At 62.6% G+C, this 21,371-nt stretch carries 24 protein-coding genes; 7 read left to right on the top strand and 17 right to left on the bottom strand.

Annotated features, from left to right (window positions below; all coding sequences use genetic code 11):
• Positions 1-73: 73 nt before the first annotated feature.
• From ATY78_RS13710 to ftsE, 3 genes are all read right to left on the bottom strand, one after another.
• Positions 74-787 carry a YdcF family protein gene (locus ATY78_RS13710; RefSeq protein ID WP_190237455.1) on the bottom strand — a complete coding sequence of 238 codons (714 nt, stop codon included), beginning with the start codon at positions 785-787 and terminating at the stop codon, positions 74-76.
• A gap of 67 nt (positions 788-854) precedes the next feature.
• Positions 855-1,868, bottom strand: a complete 1,014-nt coding sequence (locus ATY78_RS13705) for an ABC transporter permease (protein WP_088682880.1) — start codon at positions 1,866-1,868, stop codon at positions 855-857.
• On the bottom strand, positions 1,861-2,520 hold the full coding sequence (gene ftsE, locus ATY78_RS13700) for a cell division ATP-binding protein FtsE (RefSeq protein ID WP_008527718.1): 660 nt from the start codon (positions 2,518-2,520) through the stop codon (positions 1,861-1,863). The genes ATY78_RS13705 and ftsE overlap by 8 nt, the downstream gene beginning before the upstream one ends.
• Before the next feature lie 206 nt (positions 2,521-2,726).
• On the opposite strand from ftsE, the gene ATY78_RS13695 reads away from it, so the two are divergent.
• The 3 genes from ATY78_RS13695 to ATY78_RS13685 all read left to right on the top strand — a co-directional run bounded on the left by ATY78_RS13695 (position 2,727) and on the right by ATY78_RS13685 (position 4,524).
• Positions 2,727-3,371: a hypothetical protein gene (locus tag ATY78_RS13695; protein ID WP_088682925.1), complete on the top strand. Its 645-nt coding sequence runs from the start codon at positions 2,727-2,729 to the stop codon at positions 3,369-3,371.
• A 133-nt stretch (positions 3,372-3,504) separates the two neighbouring features.
• On the top strand, positions 3,505-4,047 hold the full coding sequence (gene hpt, locus ATY78_RS13690) for a hypoxanthine phosphoribosyltransferase (RefSeq protein WP_088682879.1): 543 nt from the start codon (positions 3,505-3,507) through the stop codon (positions 4,045-4,047).
• A gap of 117 nt (positions 4,048-4,164) precedes the next feature.
• Positions 4,165-4,524, top strand: coding sequence for a response regulator (locus ATY78_RS13685; RefSeq protein WP_018495840.1), 360 nt, complete (start codon positions 4,165-4,167; stop codon positions 4,522-4,524).
• A 35-nt stretch (positions 4,525-4,559) separates the two neighbouring features.
• Here ATY78_RS13685 and ATY78_RS13680 read toward each other — a convergent pair whose 3' ends face one another.
• The 4 genes from ATY78_RS13680 to argH all read right to left on the bottom strand — a co-directional run bounded on the left by ATY78_RS13680 (position 4,560) and on the right by argH (position 10,408).
• Entirely contained in the window at positions 4,560-7,214 is a 2,655-nt protein-coding gene (locus ATY78_RS13680; RefSeq protein ID WP_088682878.1) for a TIGR02302 family protein, read from the bottom strand.
• A gap of 166 nt (positions 7,215-7,380) precedes the next feature.
• On the bottom strand, positions 7,381-8,649 hold the full coding sequence (gene lysA / locus ATY78_RS13675; RefSeq protein WP_088682877.1) for a diaminopimelate decarboxylase: 1,269 nt from the start codon (positions 8,647-8,649) through the stop codon (positions 7,381-7,383).
• Positions 8,650-8,660: 11 nt separating this feature from the next.
• A complete protein-coding gene (locus ATY78_RS13670; protein WP_003582619.1) occupies positions 8,661-8,855 on the bottom strand; it encodes a lipoprotein in 195 nt (64 codons plus the stop codon).
• Positions 8,856-9,004: 149 nt separating this feature from the next.
• Positions 9,005-10,408 carry an argininosuccinate lyase gene (argH, locus tag ATY78_RS13665; RefSeq protein ID WP_088682876.1) on the bottom strand — a complete coding sequence of 468 codons (1,404 nt, stop codon included), beginning with the start codon at positions 10,406-10,408 and terminating at the stop codon, positions 9,005-9,007.
• Positions 10,409-10,434: 26 nt separating this feature from the next.
• Here argH and ATY78_RS13660 point away from each other — a divergent pair, with 26 nt between their 5' ends.
• Positions 10,435-11,097 (top strand): TlpA disulfide reductase family protein, encoded by a 663-nt coding sequence (locus ATY78_RS13660; RefSeq protein ID WP_088682924.1) that lies wholly within the window; start codon positions 10,435-10,437, stop codon positions 11,095-11,097.
• Between the two features lie 180 nt (positions 11,098-11,277).
• Here the strand turns inward: ATY78_RS13660 and ATY78_RS13655 are convergent, their stop codons facing one another.
• The 7 genes from ATY78_RS13655 to ATY78_RS13625 form a co-directional block, all read right to left on the bottom strand.
• Entirely contained in the window at positions 11,278-12,159 is an 882-nt protein-coding gene (locus ATY78_RS13655) for a 3-hydroxybutyryl-CoA dehydrogenase (protein ID WP_088682923.1), read from the bottom strand.
• A gap of 138 nt (positions 12,160-12,297) precedes the next feature.
• A complete protein-coding gene (locus tag ATY78_RS13650; RefSeq protein ID WP_088682875.1) occupies positions 12,298-13,227 on the bottom strand; it encodes an electron transfer flavoprotein subunit alpha/FixB family protein in 930 nt (309 codons plus the stop codon).
• A gap of 20 nt (positions 13,228-13,247) precedes the next feature.
• Entirely contained in the window at positions 13,248-13,997 is a 750-nt protein-coding gene (locus ATY78_RS13645) for an electron transfer flavoprotein subunit beta/FixA family protein (RefSeq protein WP_088682874.1), read from the bottom strand.
• Between the two features lie 186 nt (positions 13,998-14,183).
• Positions 14,184-14,969 (bottom strand): rhomboid family intramembrane serine protease, encoded by a 786-nt coding sequence (locus ATY78_RS13640; protein WP_088682873.1) that lies wholly within the window; start codon positions 14,967-14,969, stop codon positions 14,184-14,186.
• Between the two features lie 33 nt (positions 14,970-15,002).
• Complete coding sequence (locus ATY78_RS13635) at positions 15,003-15,581, bottom strand: cob(I)yrinic acid a,c-diamide adenosyltransferase (protein WP_088682872.1); 579 nt, start codon at positions 15,579-15,581, stop codon at positions 15,003-15,005.
• 35 nt (positions 15,582-15,616) lie between these two features.
• Entirely contained in the window at positions 15,617-15,820 is a 204-nt protein-coding gene (locus ATY78_RS13630; protein WP_088682871.1) for a twin transmembrane helix small protein, read from the bottom strand.
• Positions 15,821-15,834: 14 nt separating this feature from the next.
• Positions 15,835-16,668 carry an SDR family oxidoreductase gene (locus tag ATY78_RS13625; protein ID WP_088682870.1) on the bottom strand — a complete coding sequence of 278 codons (834 nt, stop codon included), beginning with the start codon at positions 16,666-16,668 and terminating at the stop codon, positions 15,835-15,837.
• A gap of 76 nt (positions 16,669-16,744) precedes the next feature.
• Here ATY78_RS13625 and ATY78_RS13620 point away from each other — a divergent pair, with 76 nt between their 5' ends.
• Positions 16,745-17,668 (top strand): YihY/virulence factor BrkB family protein, encoded by a 924-nt coding sequence (locus tag ATY78_RS13620; RefSeq protein WP_088682869.1) that lies wholly within the window; start codon positions 16,745-16,747, stop codon positions 17,666-17,668.
• Here the strand turns inward: ATY78_RS13620 and gluQRS are convergent.
• Complete coding sequence (gene gluQRS, locus ATY78_RS13615) at positions 17,633-18,514, bottom strand: tRNA glutamyl-Q(34) synthetase GluQRS (RefSeq protein WP_088682868.1); 882 nt, start codon at positions 18,512-18,514, stop codon at positions 17,633-17,635. The two genes, ATY78_RS13620 and gluQRS, sit on opposite strands and share 36 nt — an antisense overlap.
• Here gluQRS and ATY78_RS13610 point away from each other — a divergent pair.
• Both ATY78_RS13610 and ATY78_RS13605 read left to right on the top strand, forming a co-directional pair.
• On the top strand, positions 18,513-19,205 hold the full coding sequence (locus ATY78_RS13610) for a DNA-3-methyladenine glycosylase (protein ID WP_088682867.1): 693 nt from the start codon (positions 18,513-18,515) through the stop codon (positions 19,203-19,205). The two genes, gluQRS and ATY78_RS13610, sit on opposite strands and share 2 nt — an antisense overlap.
• 111 nt (positions 19,206-19,316) lie before the next feature.
• A complete protein-coding gene (locus tag ATY78_RS13605; RefSeq protein ID WP_088682866.1) occupies positions 19,317-19,874 on the top strand; it encodes an HNH endonuclease in 558 nt (185 codons plus the stop codon).
• 108 nt (positions 19,875-19,982) lie between these two features.
• Here the strand turns inward: ATY78_RS13605 and ATY78_RS13600 are convergent, their stop codons facing one another.
• Both ATY78_RS13600 and ATY78_RS13595 read right to left on the bottom strand, forming a co-directional pair.
• Positions 19,983-20,498 carry a disulfide bond formation protein B gene (locus ATY78_RS13600; protein ID WP_088682865.1) on the bottom strand — a complete coding sequence of 172 codons (516 nt, stop codon included), beginning with the start codon at positions 20,496-20,498 and terminating at the stop codon, positions 19,983-19,985.
• A 126-nt stretch (positions 20,499-20,624) separates the two neighbouring features.
• Positions 20,625-21,215, bottom strand: a complete 591-nt coding sequence (locus ATY78_RS13595) for a YqaA family protein (protein WP_088682864.1) — start codon at positions 21,213-21,215, stop codon at positions 20,625-20,627.
• Positions 21,216-21,371 lie beyond the last annotated feature (156 nt).

Here is a 21,371-nt window from a genome sequence, read left to right as displayed (position 1 = left end):
CATGCTCACGCGACCGGCCTACACGATATTGCCGGTCATAAAAAGCGTTTGATGATAGCTTGATGCAAATGCATCAGTCCGAGGCGACGCTTGCCGAGCGCAGCCCGGTGTGGCGGCCGAAGCCTGTGACGTTGCGGGCGCCGGCCAGCAGCACCTTCACATATTCGGCGAGCATGACGCGCATCGCGTTCGGATCGGTGAACCAGTTGCGGGTCTTCAGGTCCGAGTTGACGACGGGATAGGGGATGAATTCGATGTCGGGATCGACATAGGAGAGCTCGGCGAGGCTTCGCGGCATGTGGTAATTATTGGTGACGACGAGGACGCTCCTGTATCCCTTAGCGTGGATCCAGTTGGAGGCCTCCTCGGCGTTGCCGATCGTGTCTATGGCGTCGTGGCCGATATCGACGCAGCAGGAGAAGAGATCGGCCGACCCTTGCGTCATCCTGCGGATCTGCGCCGGTGTCGTCGTCGGGTGGACGCCTGAGATCAGCAGCCGCTTGCCGGCGCCCTTCTGCAGCAGTTCCACGGCCTGGTCGATGCGCTGATAACCGCCGGTCAGCACCACGATCGCGTCTGCCTTCGGCTCGACCGGCGGCTTCAGCGTCGTCACAGAATCGGCAAAACGCAGGAAACCGCCGAAGACCAGGGCGATCGCCAGCACGCAGGCAAAGCCGCCCCAGCGCAGCAGGCGGCGGATCGGGCCGCGCCGCGGCGGCAGACCCGCCGGGCGATGAAGCTCCGGGTCCTGCCGAATCGGGTTGCGTGTCGTCTGGCCCATGGTCATGAATCGTGATTATACGCTGATTGCGGCGCAGAACAGACGCTTTCATGACAAAACGGCATGGTTGGGATCAACTCGCGATGCCGTCGGTGCGCGTCGGGTCCGAACGCAATGTATCGATTTCGTAGATCGTCCGCATGACGGTCAGCCGCGCGGTGAAGGTCGTCAGCAGCGCGATGACGATCATCGTCGCGAAGATGCCGGCATAGCCGAGCACGCCGACGGAGAAGGTGCCGAAAAGTGCCGTCGCCTGATCCGTTTCCGGGGTTGCGAGCGTGCGGCTCTGCCAGAAGCCTGCGGTGGCGAAGAAGAGAGCGGCAAGCGCGCTGCCGATCGCCGAGCCCTTGAGGCTGATCTTCAGGAAATGCTTCTGGAATTCGGTGGCGACGAAGGAGCTTTCGGCGCCGACGAAATGCAGAACTTCGACGATGTGGCGGTTGCCCGACAGCGCGCCGCGCGTGGCGAAGACGACGGTCAGCACCATGGCCGAGAAGACCAGCAGCAGGATGCCGGTGCCGATCAGCACCGTCGTGTGCGCCATGGACACCAGCCGGTCGACCCAGGTGCGGTGGTCGTCGAGGCTGGCCTGGGGGATGCTGTCCTTGAGCATCGCCCGCATTCCATCGAAATCCGGCGGATTGCTCTCGTCGATGGTGATGACGACGAGGCGGGGCACGGGCAGATCCTTGAGATCGAGGCCGGGGCCGAGCCAGGGTTCGAGCAGGCGGGCGGTCGCCGCCTCGTCGACGATCTGGCCGCTCTTGGTGCCGACGAAGGTCAGCGCCAGGTCGCGCGCCTGCGTCAGCGCCTTTTCCATGTCCAGATTGTCGTCCGGCTTGATCTGGATGGTGATCTCGCGGGAAATCTGGCTCTCCCAGCTTGCCGCCGTCGAGCGCACCATGCTGACGCCGCCGAGCGTCAGGCAGGCGAGAAAGGCCATGATCGATATGACCACCATCAGGGCATTGCCCTGGATGTTGGAGGGCGGCAGGATCGGCGCGGTCGGCCGCACCCGCATTTCCGGCCGCTTTGGCTCAGCCTTGGCTGGCGCCGTTTCCTTGTTTCTGGACGGGGGCTCAGTCATAGATATCGAGGTGCCCCCCCGAAAGGATCATGCGGCGGGCTTCCACCTGCTCCATCAGCGCCAGGTCGTGGGTGGCGATCACCACGGCGGTGCCGAGCCGGTTCAGCTCGAGGAAAAGATTGAGCAGGCGTCTCGCCATCGGCGGATCGACATTGCCGGTGGGTTCGTCGGCCAACAGGACTTCCGGCCGGTCCATCAGGGCGCGGGCGATGGCGGCGCGCTGCTTCTCGCCGCCGGAAAGGACGGGCGGCAGCACGTTGATGCGTTCGCCGAGGCCGACCCATTTCAACAGTTCCAGGACGTCGGTCTTGTAGGAGCTTTCCTCCTTGCCGCGCACGCGTAAGGGCAGGGCGACATTTTCATAGGTGGTGAGATGGTCGAGGAGACGGAAATCCTGGAAGACGATGCCGACGCGGCGGCGCAGCAGCGGTAATTCGGGACGGGGGATTTCGGAAATATCGCGCCCGAACATGCGGATCAGGCCGCGTGTCGGCTGCAGCGACATGAAAAGCAGCCGCAGAAGCGAGGTCTTACCGGCGCCCGACGGGCCTGTGAGGAACTGAAAGGATTTCTTCGGAATGTCGAAGGTCAGGTCCCGGAGGATTTCCGGGCCCATGCCATAGCGCAAACCGACATTCTCGAAGTGGATCAACGGGCAGCTCAGTCTGTTCTTGGTTTCACCGCATGACTTGTTAACCAACACCGTTAACAGCCGGTAAATTTTGCCGGAAAGACGCCCGTTTGATGGCAATCTTTGCGAAGCATTAACCATTAAAATTTACGACTGAGGAGGATTCGTTTCAATGCCAAGATTGCTTGCGGCATCGAAACCATGTGGACATCTGCGAGGCAGCCACCATGGAAGCATCCTCCTTCAGCCGCCGGACACCGGGCCAAGCCTATGATTTCCTGCCGCCGGAGCCCGCACGCCGCCAGTATCGCTCGGCACGTCCTGCCGATATTTCCGACGCGGAATTCGTGACGGTGGGCAAAGCCTGGCCGAAGGAATTCAGTGCCAGGGTCCATAACGACAACCGCAGGCGCATGGCCGCCGCACCCCCGCCGCTCCCGTTGGCGATCGCTGCTTCCGCTCTGCGGACGGCGGAATCCTGGCTGCAGCGCGCTTCGCTGCGCAGCTTCGCGATACTGGTGCTGGCGCTCGCCGTGCTCGTCTTCGGCCTCACGGGCGGCTTTTCCGGCCTTTCCGCCGAGGGAGCCTCGTCGGGAGCGCCGCTGCATTTCACGCATGTGACCGTGACGCCGCGGGATGCGAACGGCATGCGCGTGCTCGTCATCAACGGCATCATCGAAAACGAAAGCGGCACCACGCAGACGGTGCATCCGATCCGCGCCGATCTCGTGACCGACGAACGGCTGACGGCAAGCATCGTCATCGATGCGCCCGCCGACGTCGTCTATGCCGGCCAAAGCCGAGGCTTCTCGGCCCGTGTCCAGCATGCCGGCGGAAAGATGCCGGAGGTCCGGCTGTCCTTCCTGCCCTAGCGCATCGGGCCGAGTGACGGCCGGCTTTCGCGCCACAGGCTGCATCAATCGCGTTAATTTCATGCCCGGCGAGGCTGTTTCAGGTCCGCATATGTGCTAACGGCTTACCCTTCTTTTCATGGAGCAAGCCCCTATGCCTGTCGTGCGCGGAAAAAACATCGAGCCGCTCTTCACCGCCGAGCAGATCGCCGAGCGCAATCATTCGATGGCGCGGGAGATCGCCAACGGTCCGACCAAGGACCTGCTCGTCATCGCCGTGCTGAAGGGCTCCTTCATCTTCGCCGCCGACCTGATCCGCGCCCTGCATGACACCGGGCTTGCCCCGGAGGTCGAGTTCATCACGCTGTCGAGCTATGGTATCGGCACGGTTTCGCAGGGCGTGCGCATCGTCAAGGATATCGACAGCGACGTGCATGGCCGCGACGTCCTGTTGATCGACGATATCCTCGAATCCGGCCGGACGCTGCTTTTTGCCAAGGAACTGCTCTTCGAGCGCGGCGCACGCAACGTCACGATCGCCGTGCTGCTCGACAAGCGCGTCAAGCGCAAGGAAAAGCTGGAGGCTGACTATGTCGGCTTCGAATGCCCGGACTATTTCGTCGTCGGCTACGGCATGGATGTCGCTTATGCCTTCCGCGAACTGCCCTTCGTCGGCGTCGTTACGGGCGACGCCTGACCATTGGTGATCAAGACGGGTTGTTAACCATCCCGTCCATCGCTTCGTCATCTTTACCGATCGAAAAGGAAAGTCTGGTGATTTCCGTCGCGGGGCTGAAGACGGAGCAATGCACATATGGCAAGAATTCTGATTACGGAAGACGAGGACTCCCTGCGGTCTTTCGTAGCCCGGGCCTTGCGGCTCGACGGTCATGAGACCGATGAAGCGGCCGACGGCGCCGAGGGGCTGGAGAAGCTGAAGGACGGGGTCTACGATCTCCTGCTTTCGGATATCCGTATGCCCGTGATGGACGGCATCGAGCTCGCCCATCAGGCAAAAGACGCTTTCCCGAGCCTGAAGATCCTGCTGATGACCGGCTATGCCGAACAGCGCGAGCGGGCCGACGATCTGGCAGAAAAAATCATCGACGTCGTCGCCAAGCCATTCGCGCTTCCCGATATACGCAAGGCTGTCGCCCGCGCGCTCGTCGCTTAAAGCAACGCTCTCACCACTGCACGGCGGTACGAGGCCTACTGGATGTCCAGGAGCCGTTCGAGATACCGCCGTTCCATTTCCTGCGGCGGATTGTTGCCGAGCTTCTCGCGGATCGCATCGAGGATTTCGCGCGCGCGCTGAACGTCGATTTCATCGGGCACCTTGACGCCGTCGTCTTCGAGCGGCCCCGTGGTCCGCCGCAGCCGGCCGAGCGGGTCGCGACCGGTCTGGTCGCCTTGGCCCACCTGCCCGCCCGGGCCTTGTCCCTGCTGGCCGCGTTGCGCCTGCATCATCTGGTTCATCATGTCGCGGGCGCCCTGGCGAAGGGCTTCCAGCGCGCGGCCCTGGTTCTCGACGGCCGTGTCGCCGCGGCCCTGGCCGAGCTCGCGGCCGGCGCCGTCCATCTCACGCCGGGCCTGGCCGAAGCCCGGGCCGGGCTTCATGCCCATTTCGCCGAGTTTCTTCTGCAATTCGCCGAGTTGCTTGCCGAGCGCATCCTGCTGGGCGCGCAACTGCTTCAGCGCTTCCCTGAGCTGCTCAGCCGTCATCTGGTCGGAGGGTTGCTCGCCCTGGCGCTGCTGCCCTTGCTGCTGGTCCTGCGGCTCGCCGTTCTCTCCCGGCGTCATCTCGTCGAGCAGCGGATCGTTTTCGCCCATATCGGATTCGCCGCGCTGCATGCGGTCCTTGAGCTGCTGATCGAGGCGGAAGGTCTCTTCCATCAGCTTCTGCTGGTCGCGCAGGATCTCGCCGAGCTTGTCGATCTGCTTGCGGGCTTCGCTGTTCTCCTGGCCCTGCTGACCCCGCTGCGGGCGGCCCGCCTGCAGGTTGTTCATCATACGCTGCAATTCCGAGAGCATCTGCTGGGCCGCGTCGCGATTGCCGGAGCGGGCGAGATTTTCGATCTGGTCCATCATCCTTTCCAGATCCTGCTGGCGCAGGATGTTCTGCGCATTCTGGTTCGGCTGCATCATCGGCGCGTTTTGCATGCGCTGGGCGAGCTCGGTCAGGTACTCCTGCATCGCCTTGCGCAGTTCGTCCATCAGCTTCTTGATCTCCTCGTCGGGCGCGTTTCGGTTCAACGCGTCGGCAAGCTTCTGCTGGGCTTCACGCAGCTTGCGCTCGGCGAGCGAAAGATCGCCGTCCTCCATGCCAAGCGCAATCTCCCAGAGATACTGGGCCGTATCCTTCAGCGCGTCCTCGCCCTTTGCGAGCTTCATGCGCGCCAAGGCCGATTCCAGCAGCAGGTAGTTGGTGAGCTTGGGGATCGTCTCCTCGGGACGGATGGTCAGCGCCTCGTTCAGCGCGATCGCCTGCGGCATCTTGCGTGTATCGAGCGCGAAAACCTGCCGTTCCTCGGCGACGGCTGCGGCAAGCGGCTCGTTGAAGGGCCGCGAGGGCAATATCATTTCATAGGGCGGGCTGCGGCCGGTCTGGCCGGCGGCATCCTTGGCGACGAGGGTGATGCGCACGCGCTTGCCGGCAAGCGGATGTTCGGTCAGGTTCCGGCTGGTCACGCCCTTGGCATCACGGGCGTTGCGGCGCGGGATATCCAGCCGGTATTCCGGCAGCGGATAGAGCGGCGTCGCCGCCGGATCGCTTTCCAGAGGAACGATCTCCGCATGGGCTTCCTGGACGCCGTAGTCGTCCTTGACGGTGAAACCGATTTCCAGCGCGCCGTTGATGCTCGGCTTCGGCATGCTGTCGAAGGCGATCTCAGGCGCCTTATCGGGCAGTACCTCGAAGCTCCAGCGGCGGCCGTTGACTTCGAGTGCGCCGTTTTCCTCAAGCTTCATCACATGCGTCTGCGCGACGAGGGCATTATTGGCAGGTGCGCCCGCCGCCGGCTGCTCGACTGTCGGCGCTGCCGCCTGCTGCGGTTTCGTGTCCGCCTGCACTGATATATCCTGCGCCTCGCCGTTCGCCTTGCGGAAGACCACTTTTTCGGCCGTCTTTCCGCCGCTGACGCGCACGGTGAGGCCTGAAAATTGCGGAATGCCGATCGGTGCCTGCTCGCTGCCGTCAGCGGTGAGATAGACGGGCGCACGGCCGGTATAGGGGGGCGGCGTCACCCAGGCATCGATGCGCACCGCCGGATCGACCGTCACCTGCTCGGGAGCTGACTGCAACGCATCACCAAGCGAGCCGCCGTTGATCGACAGGGAGTAGCCGAAAGCGGTGACGAGCAGCAGCGCGGGAATGGCGCGAAGAGCGAAGCGGTCATGGGCGGCGATGTCAGGCCTCGGCATGCCGGCATCGAGTGCCGCGATCTTCTCGGCCATGCGCGCCTGGTGCTCGCGCCAGAGCGCGCGGGCAAAGGGCGTATCGAAGGCCGGGTCGTCTTCCTGGACGGTAACCGGCTGGTGCGGCAGGCCGTTGCGCTCTTCCAGCATACGGTCGGCTTCGGCGGTTTTCGGCCAGCGCAGATGGCGGAAGGGGACGAGCGAGACGAGGAAGGCGGCGGCGAAGGCGATCAGCAGCAGGATGCGAAGCCAGTCCGGCACGCTGCGGAAGATGCCGAACCAGGAGGCGGAGAGATAGAAAGCAACGACGGAGAAAACAGGCATCAGCGGCGGCAGCAACTGCTCGAAAAAGAGCACGATGCGCGCCAGCAGGCGTTTCGTCGTTACCAGCCGGGCAAGCGAGGGGCGGAGCGCAAATGCACCTTTCTTCTGCCTCGAGGGGCTTGTCATCGGTCCGGTCTCCGCGATCTGGCGTTCTGGTACAGAGGGCGCTTCCGGCGATTGCAGGGCAATACGCTCATGATTGACAAGGATAACACTCTTTATGGCGAAGGCGAGGGCGAGCGGCCGGCAATACCGGCTTTTCACGTTCGTTCGCCAAAAAGTGATGGCTTTGTCAGTCGAGCCAAGCCGGAACCGAGTCGAGACCGATCAGTTCGGCATAGGTCCTGCGCGGGCGAATCACATGGAAATCGCTGCCCTTGACCAGAACCTCGGGCACCAGCAGGCGGCTGTTATAAGTGCCGGCCTGCACCGCGCCATAGGCGCCGGCGGTGCTGACGGCCATCAGATCGCCGGGCTTCGGCATCGCCATCTCGCGGTCGAGCGCCAGGTAATCGCCGGTCTCGCAAACGGGGCCGACCACGTCCGCACGGATGCGCGGGGCGTTGGCCGCCGAAATCGTCACCGGGCGGATCTCGTGATAGGCCTCGTAGAGGGTCGGGCGGATGAGATCGTTCATCGCGCCGTCGACGATGACGAAGGTCTTCTCGCCGCCGTCCTTCACGTAGAGCACTTCGGTCACCAGGATGCCGGCATTGCCGACGATCAGGCGGCCGGGCTCGGTGACGATCTTGCAATCCAGGCCGCGCAGCTGGTTCTTGACGATCGCCGCATAGGCATCCGGCAGCGGCGGCGGATTGTTGTCGTCCTTATAGGGAACGCCGAGGCCGCCGCCGATATCGACGTGATGGATGGTGTGGCCGTCGGCCCGCAGCGTCGCGACGAGATCGCGCAACAGCTTGAAGGCGTCGTCGAAGGGCTGCAGCTCGGTGATCTGGCTGCCGATATGCATGTCGATGCCGGTGGCTTCGATGCCCGGCAGCTTGGCGGCATGGGCATAGATGGCGCGGGCGCGTTCCCAGGAGATGCCGAACTTGTTTTCCTTCTTGCCGGTCGAAATCTTCGAATGCGTCTTCGCGTCGACATCCGGATTGATGCGGAAGGAGACCGGAGCTTTCTTGCCCGCGTTGACGGCGCGCTGGTTGAGGATCTCGAGCTCAGGCTCGGATTCGACGTTGAAGCAGTAGATGCCGGCCTCGAGCGCGAAATCCATTTCCTGCGGCGTCTTGCCGACGCCCGAAAACATGATGCGGCTTGCCGGAATGCCGGCGGCGAGCGCGCGGCGCAGTTCGCCTTCCGAGACGACGTCGATGCCGGCGCCGAGGCGGCCGAGCGTCTTCAGTACCGCCTGGTTCGAATTCGCCTTCATCGCGTAGCAGACCATGGAGTCGACATCGGCGAAGGCTTCCGAGAAGACGCGGTAATGGCGTTCCAGCGTCGCCGTGGAATAGACGTAGAAAGGCGTGCCGACCGCCTTGGCGATCTCGGGAACGGGGACATTCTCGGCGTGAAGGATGCCGTCGCGGTACTCGAAATGGTTCACGGGCTCATGCCTTAAAGAAGGGGATCGAGAAGGAAGGGCTTGTCGACGGTTCCGGGCTGTTTCGTCGGTTTGGAAACGTCGCCTTCCTTCGTTGCCGCAGCACTCGGCGGATCGAGATCGCCCTTGCGCCCGCATCCGGCAACGGCAAGGCCGATGACGGCGAGCACCGCCGTTAGGCGGATGAGGTGCGGCAAGCTCTTCTGCATGGATATCCTCTTGTGCGGCGTATGACTGACTTCATTTCGAACGATGGGCATCTTCATAGCGAAGTTTATCCGCCTTGTGCACCCTGATTGTTGGGCGGTCCTCCCGCGTCGGCGGGAAGGGTGAGGCGGGCTCACCCGCCCGCAATTTGTCAGTTACGGGCGCGCCAGAAGGCGATCTGCTTGCGCACTTCGGAGGGGGCGGTGCCGCCGAAGCTCTTGCGGCTGGCGACGGAGGCCTCCACCGTCAGCACGTCGTAAACCTTGTCGGTGATCGCGGAATGGATCGCCTGCAGATCGGAGAGCGGCAGCTCGGCAAGATCGCAGCCCTTGCTTTCGGCAAGCGCCACGGCGCGGCCGGTCACGTGATGGGCATCGCGGAAGGGCAGGCCCGCTTCGCGCACCAGCCAGTCGGCAAGGTCGGTCGCCGTCGAATAGCCGGAGCCGGCCGCAGCCTTCATGCGCGCGGTGTTGACGGTCAAGTCGCGCACCATGCCGGTCATGGCGGCGATCGCGAGTTCCAGGCTCTCTGCGGCGTCGAAGACCTGTTCCTTGTCTTCCTGCATGTCCTTGGAATAGGCGAGCGGCAGGCCCTTCATGATCGTCAGCAGTGCCACCAGCGAGCCGTTGATGCGGCCGGTCTTGGCGCGCACCAGCTCGGCCGCATCAGGGTTCTTCTTCTGCGGCATGATCGAGGAGCCTGTGGAGAAGGCGTCGGAGAGACGCACGAAGCCGAATTGGGGGGTCGACCAGATGACGATCTCCTCGGCCAGGCGCGACAGATGCATGCCCGTAATCGCGGCGATCGACAGAAATTCGATGGCGAAGTCGCGGTCGGAGACCGTGTCGATGGAATTGCGGGTCGGCTCACGGAAGCCGAGAGCCTTGGCCGTCATGTGGCGGTCGATCGGATAGCCGGTGCCGGCAAGGGCGGCAGCACCGATCGGGCTTTCGTCCAGGTGCTCGATGGCATGGCGCACGCGCGAGCGGTCGCGGCCGAACATTTCGACATAGGCCATGCAGTGATGGCCGAAGGTGACGGGCTGGGCGGTCTGCAGATGGGTGAAGCCCGGCATGACGCTTTCGGCATGTTCCTCGGCGCGGTCGAGGAAGGCCGCGATCAGGCCGGTCAGCATCTGTTCGGTCTTCTGCAGTTCTTCCTTCACCCAGAGGCGGAAATCGAGCGCCACCTGATCGTTGCGCGAGCGGGCGGTGTGCAGCCGTCCGGCTGCCGGGCCGATCAGCGTCGCCAGGCGCGCTTCGACATTCATGTGGATGTCTTCGAGCTGGCGGGAGAATTCGAAATTGCCGCTTTCGATTTCTGACAGGATCGTGTTTAGCCCGTGAACGATCTTGTCCTTATCGTCTGAAGAAATGATGCCCTGATGGGCAAGCATCGTCGCATGGGCGATCGAACCGCGGATATCCTGCGCGAATAGCTTCTTGTCGAAACCGATCGAGGCATTTATCTCCTCCATGATCGCGTCCGGGCCGGAGGCGAAGCGCCCACCCCACATCTGGTTGGAGGATTTGGTGTCCGTGTTGCTCTCGGCCATGGAAGATGCCCGTCCTGGAGAATGAAATGACGACGAAAAAACCTTTCGGCCTGCCGTCCGTAAAACTGATCGCAATCGCCGCCGTCGCAGGCGTCGTTGCCGGTGCGGCAGCGGTATACGTGAAGGAGACGGGGATTGGCAATGGTGCCGGCAATACGGCTTCGGCCGAATGCTCGCTGGCCAAGGAGCGCGCCGCCAATCTGACGCCGCTGATGAAGGGGCAGGTTGCCGCCATGGTTGCCGCCAATGAGCCGCGCAAGCTGACCGCGGTTTCCTTCAACGGAGCTGATGGTAAGCCGATGGCGCTCGATCATTTCGCCGGCAAGACCGTGCTTCTCAATCTCTGGGCGACATGGTGCGTTCCCTGCCGCGAGGAAATGCCGGCGCTGAACGCGCTGGAAAAGGAGATGGGCGGTGAAAAGTTTCAGGTCGTAACCGTCAATATCGACAGCGGCGACGACGAAAAGCCGAAGACTTTCCTCGCCGAGACCGGCGTCGACGCGCTGCAGCTCTACCGCGACAACACGATCGGCGTCTTCAACAGCCTGAAGAAGGAAGGCCTCGCCTTCGGTCTGCCGGTAACGCTGTTGCTCGACGACAAGGGATGCCTGATCTCCGCCATGAACGGCCCCGCCGCCTGGGACAGCGAAGATGCCAAGGCGCTGATCAAGGGTGCGATCGGATCGTAAGGATATCGCTCAGGAGTCCCCATCTCCCCTTATGAGGAAGACGCCCGCGATTCCAATCAGGACGCAGCATTGCAGCAGGAACATGGGTGTTTCGGTCGACATGGCGTTTCCTCCCGTTCACGGCAAGGAAAGCATTTCGCCGGCGTTTGTTCCATTCGCCTTTTTAGGCGATGACGTGCGTTAGCGCGTCGGAACCGGCACTTCGCCGCGATAGTCATAGAAGCCGCGGCCGGACTTGCGTCCGAGCCAGCCGGCTTCGACATATTTCACCAGCAGCGGGCAGGGGCGATATTTCGAGTCCGCCAGACCGTCATGCAGCACCTGCATGATCGAGAGACAGGTGTCGAGACCGATGAAATCGGCAAGCTGAAGCGGTCCCATCGGGTGGTTGGCACCGAGCTTCATCGCCGTGTCGATGGCATCGACCGTGCCGACGCCTTCGTAAAGCGTGTAGATCGCTTCGTTGATCATCGGCAGCAGGATACGGTTGACGATGAAGGCGGGGAAATCCTCGGCGACAGTGATGGTCTTTTCCAGCGTGCCGACGAATTCCTTGGCGGCGGAGAAAGTCTTCTCATCGGTCGCGATGCCGCGCACGAGTTCGACCAGCTTCATCACCGGAACCGGGTTCATGAAGTGTATGCCCATGAAACGTTCGGGGCGGTCGGTGGCCGCGGCAAGCCGGGTGATGGAAAGGGAAGAGGTGTTGGTGGCAAGCAGCGCCTCCGGCTTCAGCACGGGGCAGACCTGGGTATAAATCTTGCGCTTGACGCTTTCGTCCTCGGTGGCGGCTTCGATGACGAGATCGGAGGGGGCGAGATCGTTGACGTCGGCGGAGCCTGATATGCGCGACAAGGTCGATTTGCGTTCCTCGTCGGTCATCTTGCCGTTCGTCACCAGGCGGGCGAGATTGCCGTTGATGGTGGCGAGGCCGGATTCGATGCGGTCCTGCGAGAGATCGTAGATGTGAACCCTGTAACCTGCGGCGGCCGAAACATGCGCGATGCCGCAGCCCATCTGGCCGGCACCGATAATCCCGATATTCTTCAACACCGCACTCATCTCCAAACCCCCGCTCGGCAGCCGCCCCCGCGTTGCCGCATTATTTTAGCATTACTGCCGGACGAAAGATCGCCCGGCAGCAGATAAAAGACAATTTTCCAGTCATTCGCAAGTGCGAAAGAAAAGCATGGAGCCCGCTCAGAGCGCCTTTTGCAATTCCGGCAGTGCGTCGAAGAGATCGGCGACGAGGCCGTAGTCGGCGACCTGGAAGATCGGCGCCTCCTCGTCCTTGTTGATGGCGACGATCACCTTACTGTCCTTCATGCCGGCCAGATGCTGGATCGCCCCGGAAATGCCGGCGGCGATATAGAGATCGGGCGCGACCACCTTGCCGGTCTGGCCGACCTGCCAGTCGTTCGGCGCATAGCCGGCATCGACGGCGGCACGGCTTGCACCGACCGCGGCGCCGAGCTTGTCGGCAACCGGCAGGATGACTTCCTTGAACTTCTCGGCAGAACCGAGCGCCCGGCCGCCCGAGATGATGATCTTCGCCGAGGTCAGTTCCGGACGTTCCGAGGCCGACAGCGCATCGGAGACGAAACGCGACAGGCCGGGATCGGAGACAGCCGGGATTGCTTCGACGGAGGCAGATCCGCCTTCACCAGCGGAGGCGAAGGAAGCGGTGCGCACGGTGATGACCTTCTTGGTATCGCTTGCCTGTACCGTCTGGATGGCATTGCCGGCATAGATCGGACGCTTGAAGGTATCGGATGAAACGACCTCGATGATCTCCGAGACCTGGGCGACGTCGAGAAGAGCGGCCACTCGCGGCAGCACCGTCTTGCCGACCGAAGTCGCGGCCGAGAGAATCGTGTCGTAGGAACCGGCCAGCGAAACGATCAGGTCGGAAAGCGGTTCGGCCAGATTGTTGGCAAGTTCGTCGCTTTCGGCGAGCAGCACCTTCGAGACGCCGGAGAGTTTTGACGCCGCATCGGCCGCAGCCTTGGCGCCCTTGCCGGCAACGAGAATGTGGATATCGCCGCCGATCTGGCTTGCAGCCGTCAGCGCCTTGGCGGTCTGGTCGGAAAGGCTGGCATTGTCATGATCGGCCAGAAGAAGAATGGTCATGGTGATATTCCTTTCGAACCTTAGAGCACGCCGGCTTCGTTCTTGAGCTTGTCGACGAGTTCGGCGACCGACTTGACCTTGACGCCGGCCTTGCGGCCAGACGGCTCCTCGGTCTTCAGCACCTTCAGCCGCGGTGTCGTATCGACGCCGAAATCGGCCGGGCTCTTCTTGTCGAGCGGCTTCTTCTTCGCCTTCATGATGTTCGGCAGCGAGGCATAACGCGGTTCGTTCAGACGCAGATCGGTGGTGACCACCGCCGGCAGCTTGATCTCGATCGTCTGCAGGCCGCCGTCGACTTCGCGTGTCACCGTCGCCTTGCCGTCACCAATCTCGATCTTCGAGGCGAAGGTCGCCTGGGCGGTGCCGAGCAATGCTGCCAGCATCTGGCCGGTCTGGTTGCTGTCGTCGTCGATCGCCTGCTTGCCTGTGATGATCAAACCCGGCTGTTCGGCATCGGCGACCGCCTTCAGGATCTTGGCCACAGTGAGCGGCTCGACGGCATCGTCGGTCTCGACCAGGATCGCCCGGTCGGCGCCCATGGCAAGTGCGGTCCGCAGCGTCTCCTCGGCCTTGGCAGGACCGATCGACACGACCACCACTTCCTCGGCCTTGCCGGCTTCCTTCAATCTCAGAGCTTCTTCCACCGAGATCTCGTCGAACGGGTTCATCGACATCTTCACATTGGCAAGCTCGACACCCGTGCCATCCGGCTTCACCCGGATCTTCACGTTGTAGTCGACAACCCGTTTGACTGGGACGAGAATCTTCATGGGGTCCTTCCTTCAAGAGAGAACTGGCTTCAGCGAGGCTGTGAGGAAAATGCGCGCTCGGGCGCCGCTCCGATTGTCGAATGGCGACATGGATACGCGTTTTTCCTCCAAATACAACGCTTCCATGACGCCGACAGGCAATTTGCCGGCAATATATGGACGTTTACGTCCACGTCAATATAGGAGTCAGCGTCGACCCCAGGGAAAGCGCTGTGCCGTCCGTCCGCCTGTGCCGGCAGCGATGGTCTGACCGGTGGCAGGTTCGTTTCTGACGGCGCGGGGTGTCACGATTTCCCGATCGAAGAGCGGCACGCCCGGCCGGCGCAGGACGAAGATCAGAAGGGCGCCGGCAAGGATGCCGCCGACATGGGCGCCCCAGGAAACGTCGCCACCGGAAGCGATCACAAGCATCAGGAACTGCTGGCCGATCCACAAAAGCAGCGGGACGAAGGCCGGCAGCGGCAGGGGCACGCGGAAGAACACCAGCACCCAGACCCTGACGCGCGGATGCAGCATGACATAGGCGGCCACGACGCCGGATATCGCCCCCGATGCGCCGACCAGCGGCGCTTCCGACGTCATGCCGAGCAGCCCGTGGCAGAGCGCGCCGGCGGCGGCGCAGGCGACGTAAAAGAGCAGAAAGCGCAGATGCCCCATCGCATCCTCGACATTGTCGCCGAAGACCCAGAGGAAGATCATATTGGAAGCCAGATGCCAGAAACCGGTATGGACGAAGGCATAGGTGAGATAGGTCGCCGGCTCCGGCACGATTTCGAGGCCCTGCGCCAGCACCGCATGCCCGAAGGCGATCGCCGGGATATAGCCGAGACCGACGGTCGTCGCCTGGGCCGCCTGTTCGCTCTCCAGGCTGGTGAAGAGCCAGATCGCGACATTCAGGGCGATCAGTGCGAGCGTCACCCACTGGACCTTGATGTGTTTCAGCGTATTGGCATCATGGAGTGGTATGAACATTAAGGCCCCCCGGCGATCGTGATCGCGGCAAGCCTATCTGTTTTTTCCCGGAACCCAAAGCACATCCGCACGGCCTTGGTCATTGGCGTGGCGGGCCGCGACGAAGAGGAAATCGGAGAGCCGGTTGACATATTTCATCGCGGCCGCGCCGACGATTTCGCCGTCCGTGCGGGCAAGCGCCACCATCAGGCGCTCGGCCCGGCGCGCGATCGTCCGGGCCAGATGCAGATGCGCGGCGGCCGGGCTGCCGCCCGGCAGGATGAAGGATTTCAGCGGCTCCAGGCGGGCATTCAACCGGTCGATATCACGCTCGATGCGTTCGACCTGCGTCTCGACGATCCGCAGCGGCTCATAGGCCGGCGGCTCGCCGGTATCGGGGGCGGCGAGATCGGCGCCGAGATCGAAGAGGTCGTTCTGGATCAGCATCAGCATGGCGTCGAGATCGGGCAGGCCTGATGTGTGCAGGCGCGCCAGGCCGATCGCGGAATTGGCCTCGTCGATCGTACCGTAGGCTTCGACGCGCAGGTCGTCCTTTCTTCGGCGCGGGCCGGAAACCAGGCCGGTCGTGCCGTCATCGCCTGTTTTCGTGTAGATCTTGTTGAGTTTCACCATGCGGCACCGCCCATATTTACTCCTCTATCGTCAGGTCAGCTCGGACGGCCGCCGCCGGTCAGCCAGAGCGTCAGCATGATCAGGATGACGGCGATCGCCTGTAAGAGGACGCGAAGCTGCATCAGCTTGTTGGAAAGGTTGGCATCGCCGCCCTTCATCATGTTGAAGAGGCCGCGGATCAGGACGAGGGCGACGACGCCCATGACGATGATCGCGAGGATATAGGTAACCGTGGACATGGCATTCGGCTTTCTCAGTCCGTCCAGCGCATCAGGCGGTAGAAGAGATCTGCCGGGAGCAGCCGCTTCAGAACCATGCCCTGTTTAGCCGGAGTCGTTACAGGATAATGTGGTCTCGGTTTTTTCGAGTTCAATGCGTGCTTCAATACCGAATAGACCGCGTCCGGGCCGAGCTTATGGCGGCTGACCGGTCCTGATCCTTCGAGCCTCGCCAGCTGCCTGACATAATCGGCCGCGTGCGGCGAATTCTCAAGATCGATATGTTCCTTGATCTTGGCGAGCGCATTGGCGGTGAAACGCGTGGCGATCGGTCCCGGCTCGATCAGGCTCACATGGATGCCGCTGCCCTGCAGTTCCATGCGCAAGGTGACGCTGAGGCCTTCGAGCGCAAATTTGGAGGCGGTGTAGGCGCCGCGATAGCGGTAGGGCACCACGCCGAGGATGGAGGAGCATTGCACGATCCGCCCCTCTTTGCGTTTTCGCATCGGCGGAATGACCTGCCGCGTCAATTCATGCCAGCCGAAGAAATTCGCCTCGAACTGTTCGCGCAGCGCCGCCGTCGAGAGGTCTTCGACGGCGCCCGGCTGACCATAAGCGCCATTGTTGAAGAGCGCGTCGATGCGACCGCCGCTGCGTTCCAGAACCGTGCCGACCAGGTCTGAGATCGTCTCGGCCCTGGCATAATCCATCAGGAAGGTTTCGATGCCGTCCGCTTCCAGCCCGGCCAGATCTTCCGTCTTGCGCACCGTCGCGAAGACACGCCAGCCATCGGCTTTCAGCGCCCGCGCGCAGTAAGCGCCGATGCCGGACGAGCATCCGGTCACGACGATGGTGCGCTCTCCCGCCATGGAATGATTCCTGTACAAAATGGGACTCGTTTCCCATATTCGGCCACAGGATACAATCTGGAAAGCCGGGGACGGAATGCCGAAGGTGCTGCGCACGATTTACGACGTGGTCTATGATGCGATCTGTCACATGGTCGAAGATGACGGATTTGCCATGGCGAGCCACGTAGCGCTCTCGAGCCTGCTTGCGGTTTTCCCTTTCCTGATCTTCGGCACGGCGCTCGCAAGCTTCCTCGGCGCCGATCAATTTTCCTCGACCGCCATCCATCTGATCTTCGACACCTGGCCCGAGGCGATCGCCAAACCGCTCGCCGACCAGGTGCTGCAGGTTCTGACCATTCCGCGCGGCGGGCTGCTGACGATCTCGGTGCTGGCGGCCGCCTATTTCGCCTCGAACGGCGTCGAGGCGCTGCGCATTTCGCTCAACCGCGCCTATCGGGTGCAGGAGACGCGGCCGTGGTATTTCACCCGCCTCGCCAGCCTCGGCTACGTGCTGATCGCCGTCATCATCTTTGCCGCGATCAGTATTCTCCTCGTCGCCCTGCCGCTGGCGCTCGATTATGCGCGCGGCTGGTTTCCGCTGTTTGCCGATACGCTCGACATCGTCTTCAGCTGGCGCGTCTACGGCACGCTGGTGGTGCTGACCGTCGGGCTGCTCGTCGTGCATCTCTGGCTGCCGGCGGGCAAAAGGCGCGTCTTCGATGTCATTCCCGGCGTGCTGCTGACGCTGCTTCTCTGGCTCGCCGGCGCGCTGATCTTTGCCTATTATCTCGCGACCTTCGCCAATTATACGGCGACCTATGCCGGTCTCGCCTCCGTCATGATCGTGCTGATCTTTCTCTATATGGTCGGGGTCATCTTCATCATCGGAGCGGAGATCAATGCGGCGCTGATCAAGTTCCGCGTTTTCCGGATGTTCTCCCATACGCTTTCGATCGTCGGCAGAGAGCGGGTGGAAAGGCAATCAAAGCCCGACAAGGCGGCGAACATCCATCCCTGACATGCCCTGGGCACGCAATTCGCCAAGTCCGCTGGCGCCGTCGCTTTTCGAAAGCTTGCGGCCACCCGCATCCAGAATGAGGCGGTGATGGTGATAGATCGGCTGCGGCAGGTCGAGCAGCACCTGCAACAGCCGGTGCACGGAGGTCGCATGGAAGAGGTCGAGCCCGCGCACGACATGGGTGACGCCCTGCAGAGCATCGTCGACGACCACGGAAAGATGGTAGCTCGAAGGGGCGTCCGAGCGCGACAGGATGACATCGCCCCAGACCTCGGGTTCGGCGGCGATCTCGCCTGACCTGCCGTCGCCGGTTTCCGTCCAGAACAGGAGTTCGCCGATCAGGTCGAGCGCCTTGCGCATATCGAGCCGCCAGGCATGCTTCATGCCCGAGGCGAGCATTTCCTGCCGTTCGTCCTCCGGGCGCTCGCGATCGGTCGCCGGATAATGCGGGGTGCCGTCTGGATCGCGCGGCCAGGATTCACCCGCTGCCTCGTAGGCGGCCACCCGCGCCTTCACCTCGCCGCGCGTGAGAAAGGCAGGATAGACCAGGCCGCGCTCGATCAGCGCATGCAGCGCCGCCTGATATTCCGGGAAATGTTCCGACTGGCGCCGCACCGGGCTTTCCCAATCAATGTCCAGCCAGTCGAGGTCCTTGAAGATGCCGGCCTCGAATGCCGGCGTGCAGCGCGTCAGGTCGATATCTTCGATGCGCAGCAGAAGACGGCCGTCCTCGGCTTCGGCCATATCACGGTTCAAGAAGGCCGAGAGGGCATGGCCGAGATGCAGCGCTCCGTTGGGGCTCGGCGCAAAACGAAAGACAGGTTTTTGACGCTCGCTCGTGGTCATGCTTTCTTCTGCCACGAATCCGGTTTCTGAACCACTGCGAGGTAACGTGCAGATCATCCGCAACGAGGACGATGTCAGGCAAGGGCTCGAAGCGCTGCTTCGTCTCGATCCACGCCTTGCGCCGATCGCGGCGGATGCGGGGCCGTTGCCGCTACGGCTGCGTGAGCCCGGTTTTGCCGGCCTTGCGCATATCATCGTCTCGCAGATGGTGTCGCGCGCCAGCGCCGAGGCGATCTGGCGGCGCATGTTGCCGGCGGACGGCCTGCTGACCGCGGAAGGCTACGCGGTGCTTCACCCCGAGGCATGGCGGGAATTCGGCCTGTCGCGCGCCAAGGCCGAAACCTTGTCGCGGATCGCCGAAGCCGCCGCCTCCGGCAGCCTCGATCTCTCTCGTCTCTGCCTGAAGCCTCCCGGCGAGGCGCTTGGCGAACTCACCGCGCTGAAGGGGGTGGGCCCGTGGACTGCCGAGGTCTATCTGATGTTCTGCGGCGGCCATGCCGACGTCTTCCCGGCCGGCGATGTCGCGCTGCAGAACGCCGTTGGCACGGCCTTCGGCCTTGCGGCGCGGCCGCAGGCAAAGGCGCTTGCTCTGCTTGCGGAAGCCTGGTCGCCGTGGCGTTCGGTCGCGGCGCGGCTTTTCTGGGCCTATTACGCCGCGAAAATGCGCCGCGACATGGTGCCGATCGGCTGATCGGCCACACTCTTCAAATTGCCTTTATCCTCTGAATTTATTGGACTTCACAATCCTGTAACAACCGGCCTAATATACAGGTGCAGATGCCGAATCGATCAGGAGAGTCCCTTGACGATTGCAGTCTCCCCGCAGGCCCTGCCGGCGCTCGTCCTGAACGCTGACTACCGGCCGCTGAGTTATTACCCCTTGTCGCTATGGTCCTGGCAGGACGCGATCAAGGCGGTATTTCTCGACCGCGTGAACATCATCGCAGAGTATGAACATTCGGTTTCCTCGCCGAGCTTTTCGATGCGGCTTCCGAGCGTCGTATGCCTCAAGACTTATGTTCAGCCGTCCCGCAATCCTGCTTTCACCCGGTTCAACGTCTTCCTGCGCGACCGGTTCGAATGCCAGTATTGCGGCGCCCGTGACGACCTGACCTTCGACCATGTCATCCCGCGCGCCCATGGCGGCGAGACGACCTGGGAGAATGTCGTGGCGGCCTGCTCGCCCTGCAACCTGCGCAAGGGCAGCAAGCTTCCGAAGCAGGCGGGCATGTTCCCGGCGCAGAAGCCTTACCAGCCGACGGTGCAGGATCTGCACAATAACGGCCGGCTGTTCCCGCCGAACTATCTCCACGACAGCTGGCTCGACTATCTCTACTGGGATACCGAGCTGCAGCCCTGATCGACCAGCCGAGAGCGCGTCGCGATCTTTCAGATTCGCTCGCGCTTCACGTCTTTGCTTTACGCGTGTCATTGGCGCAAAACCGCCGGACGGTTTTGCGCGACATGCTTAAGCGGATCTGCGGACGCCGACGAAGGCGAAGGCTGCGAGCAGAATTCCCGCGATTACGTTCCAGCCTGCAAAAGACAGGCCGAGTACCCTCAGCGCCGCATCGGTGCAGGACGGGCCTTTGATCGTATTGAGCTCGGTGAGCAGATCGCCGGCATTGCTCGTCATGCTGTTTGCCGTCGTCGAGCAGGTGGCGGGTCCCGGCCAGAAATGCCATTCGACGCCGGCGTGATAGACGCCCATGCCCGCCGTCACCAGCATCAGGATGCCGGCTGCGAGAATGAGCGCGCGGGTGATCCAGTTCGGCAGGCCGACGAGCGAGGAGATCGCTGCGATTATGGCGATGGGGATGGCGTAATAATAGGGCTGGCGCTGCAGGAGGCAGAGCGCGCAGGGAATGTAGCCGCCGATATATTGGAAGCCGAGCGCCGTGCCGACTGCCGCCGCCATGCCGATGGCGAGCAATAGGGAATAGGTGAAGCCGGGGCGGGCGAGCGGCGAGGAAGTGGCAGTCATGGCGGAGCTCCGCAAGGTGGGCCTGGAGCATGTCGCGCAAAACTGTGCAGCGGTTTTGCGAGAATGACATGCGTAACAACAAAAACCTAAAGCGCGAGGAGCAGATCTGAAAGATCGCGACGCGCTTTAGTGAGCGAAAGAGCGGTAGCCGACATATAGCACGATCACGGCGCCGGCGCCGATGCCGACGATCTGGCCGAGGCGCTTCTCGATGAAATCCCGGATCGGCTCGCCGTAGCGGCGCAGCAGCCAGGCGAGGAACAGGAAACGCGCACCGCGCGCAACGATCGCCGAAACGATGAAAAGACCCAGATTGACGTGGATGACGCCGGACAGGATGGTCACGATCTTGATCGGCGGCAGATGTGCGAGACCTGACGTGACGAGCAGCAGCAGGATCGTCTCGTAGGTGACATAGGCCTTCATCTGCTCGAAAGCATCGAGCTTGCCGTAGAATTCGAGAACCGGCCGGGCCACCGTCTCATAGGCGTAATAGCCGAGCGCCCAGCCGGCAATACCGCCGAGAACGGAGGCCGCCGTTGCAACCAGCGCGTAGCGATAGGAGCGTTCCGGCTTGGCGAGTGCCATCGGCAGAAAAAGTACGTCGGCGGGGACGAGAAAGACGGAGCTTTCGACGAAGGCGATGACGGCGAGCCAGACTTCGGCCGATTTGCGCGCGGCCAGAGACATGGTCCAGTCGTAAAGTCTGCGGAGCATTCCGTTTCCTTCCTGTTGCGATGCAAAAAAGCTTTAGGTGCCGTGCGCGGCGCTGTAAATGCTTGCCCCGTGTCCTTCGCGCCACCGCGGCTTAAAAAAATCGTGATCCGGGGCTTTCCGCCCCTCCCAAGATTTCATGGGATTGCGAATCGGCCA

The sequence above is a fragment of the Rhizobium sp. R635 genome (assembly GCF_002211285.1).
Taxonomy (GTDB): Bacteria; Pseudomonadota; Alphaproteobacteria; order Rhizobiales; family Rhizobiaceae; genus Rhizobium.
This window is presented reverse-complemented; position numbering and strand designations above follow the sequence as displayed.

Excerpts from the sequence above, each read along its gene's own strand:
- ATY78_RS13710 (WP_190237455.1), bottom strand. The coding sequence starts at position 787 with ATGACCATGGGCCAGACGACACGCAACCCGATTCGGCAGGACCCGGAG.
- ATY78_RS13705 (WP_088682880.1), bottom strand. The coding sequence starts at position 1,868 with ATGACTGAGCCCCCGTCCAGAAACAAGGAAACGGCGCCAGCCAAGGCT.
- ATY78_RS13695 (WP_088682925.1), top strand. The coding sequence starts at position 2,727 with ATGGAAGCATCCTCCTTCAGCCGCCGGACACCGGGCCAAGCCTATGAT.
- hpt (WP_088682879.1), top strand. The coding sequence starts at position 3,505 with ATGCCTGTCGTGCGCGGAAAAAACATCGAGCCGCTCTTCACCGCCGAG.
- ATY78_RS13685 (WP_018495840.1), top strand. The coding sequence starts at position 4,165 with ATGGCAAGAATTCTGATTACGGAAGACGAGGACTCCCTGCGGTCTTTC.
- ATY78_RS13680 (WP_088682878.1), bottom strand. The coding sequence starts at position 7,214 with ATGACAAGCCCCTCGAGGCAGAAGAAAGGTGCATTTGCGCTCCGCCCC.
- ATY78_RS13670 (WP_003582619.1), bottom strand. The coding sequence starts at position 8,855 with ATGCAGAAGAGCTTGCCGCACCTCATCCGCCTAACGGCGGTGCTCGCC.
- argH (WP_088682876.1), bottom strand. The coding sequence starts at position 10,408 with ATGGCCGAGAGCAACACGGACACCAAATCCTCCAACCAGATGTGGGGT.
- ATY78_RS13660 (WP_088682924.1), top strand. The coding sequence starts at position 10,435 with ATGACGACGAAAAAACCTTTCGGCCTGCCGTCCGTAAAACTGATCGCA.
- ATY78_RS13655 (WP_088682923.1), bottom strand. The coding sequence starts at position 12,159 with ATGAGTGCGGTGTTGAAGAATATCGGGATTATCGGTGCCGGCCAGATG.
- ATY78_RS13650 (WP_088682875.1), bottom strand. The coding sequence starts at position 13,227 with ATGACCATTCTTCTTCTGGCCGATCATGACAATGCCAGCCTTTCCGAC.
- ATY78_RS13645 (WP_088682874.1), bottom strand. The coding sequence starts at position 13,997 with ATGAAGATTCTCGTCCCAGTCAAACGGGTTGTCGACTACAACGTGAAG.
- ATY78_RS13640 (WP_088682873.1), bottom strand. The coding sequence starts at position 14,969 with ATGTTCATACCACTCCATGATGCCAATACGCTGAAACACATCAAGGTC.
- ATY78_RS13635 (WP_088682872.1), bottom strand. The coding sequence starts at position 15,581 with ATGGTGAAACTCAACAAGATCTACACGAAAACAGGCGATGACGGCACG.
- ATY78_RS13630 (WP_088682871.1), bottom strand. The coding sequence starts at position 15,820 with ATGTCCACGGTTACCTATATCCTCGCGATCATCGTCATGGGCGTCGTC.
- ATY78_RS13625 (WP_088682870.1), bottom strand. The coding sequence starts at position 16,668 with ATGGCGGGAGAGCGCACCATCGTCGTGACCGGATGCTCGTCCGGCATC.
- ATY78_RS13620 (WP_088682869.1), top strand. The coding sequence starts at position 16,745 with ATGCCGAAGGTGCTGCGCACGATTTACGACGTGGTCTATGATGCGATC.
- ATY78_RS13610 (WP_088682867.1), top strand. The coding sequence starts at position 18,513 with ATGCTTTCTTCTGCCACGAATCCGGTTTCTGAACCACTGCGAGGTAAC.
- gluQRS (WP_088682868.1), bottom strand. The coding sequence starts at position 18,514 with ATGACCACGAGCGAGCGTCAAAAACCTGTCTTTCGTTTTGCGCCGAGC.
- ATY78_RS13600 (WP_088682865.1), bottom strand. The coding sequence starts at position 20,498 with ATGACTGCCACTTCCTCGCCGCTCGCCCGCCCCGGCTTCACCTATTCC.
- ATY78_RS13595 (WP_088682864.1), bottom strand. The coding sequence starts at position 21,215 with ATGCTCCGCAGACTTTACGACTGGACCATGTCTCTGGCCGCGCGCAAA.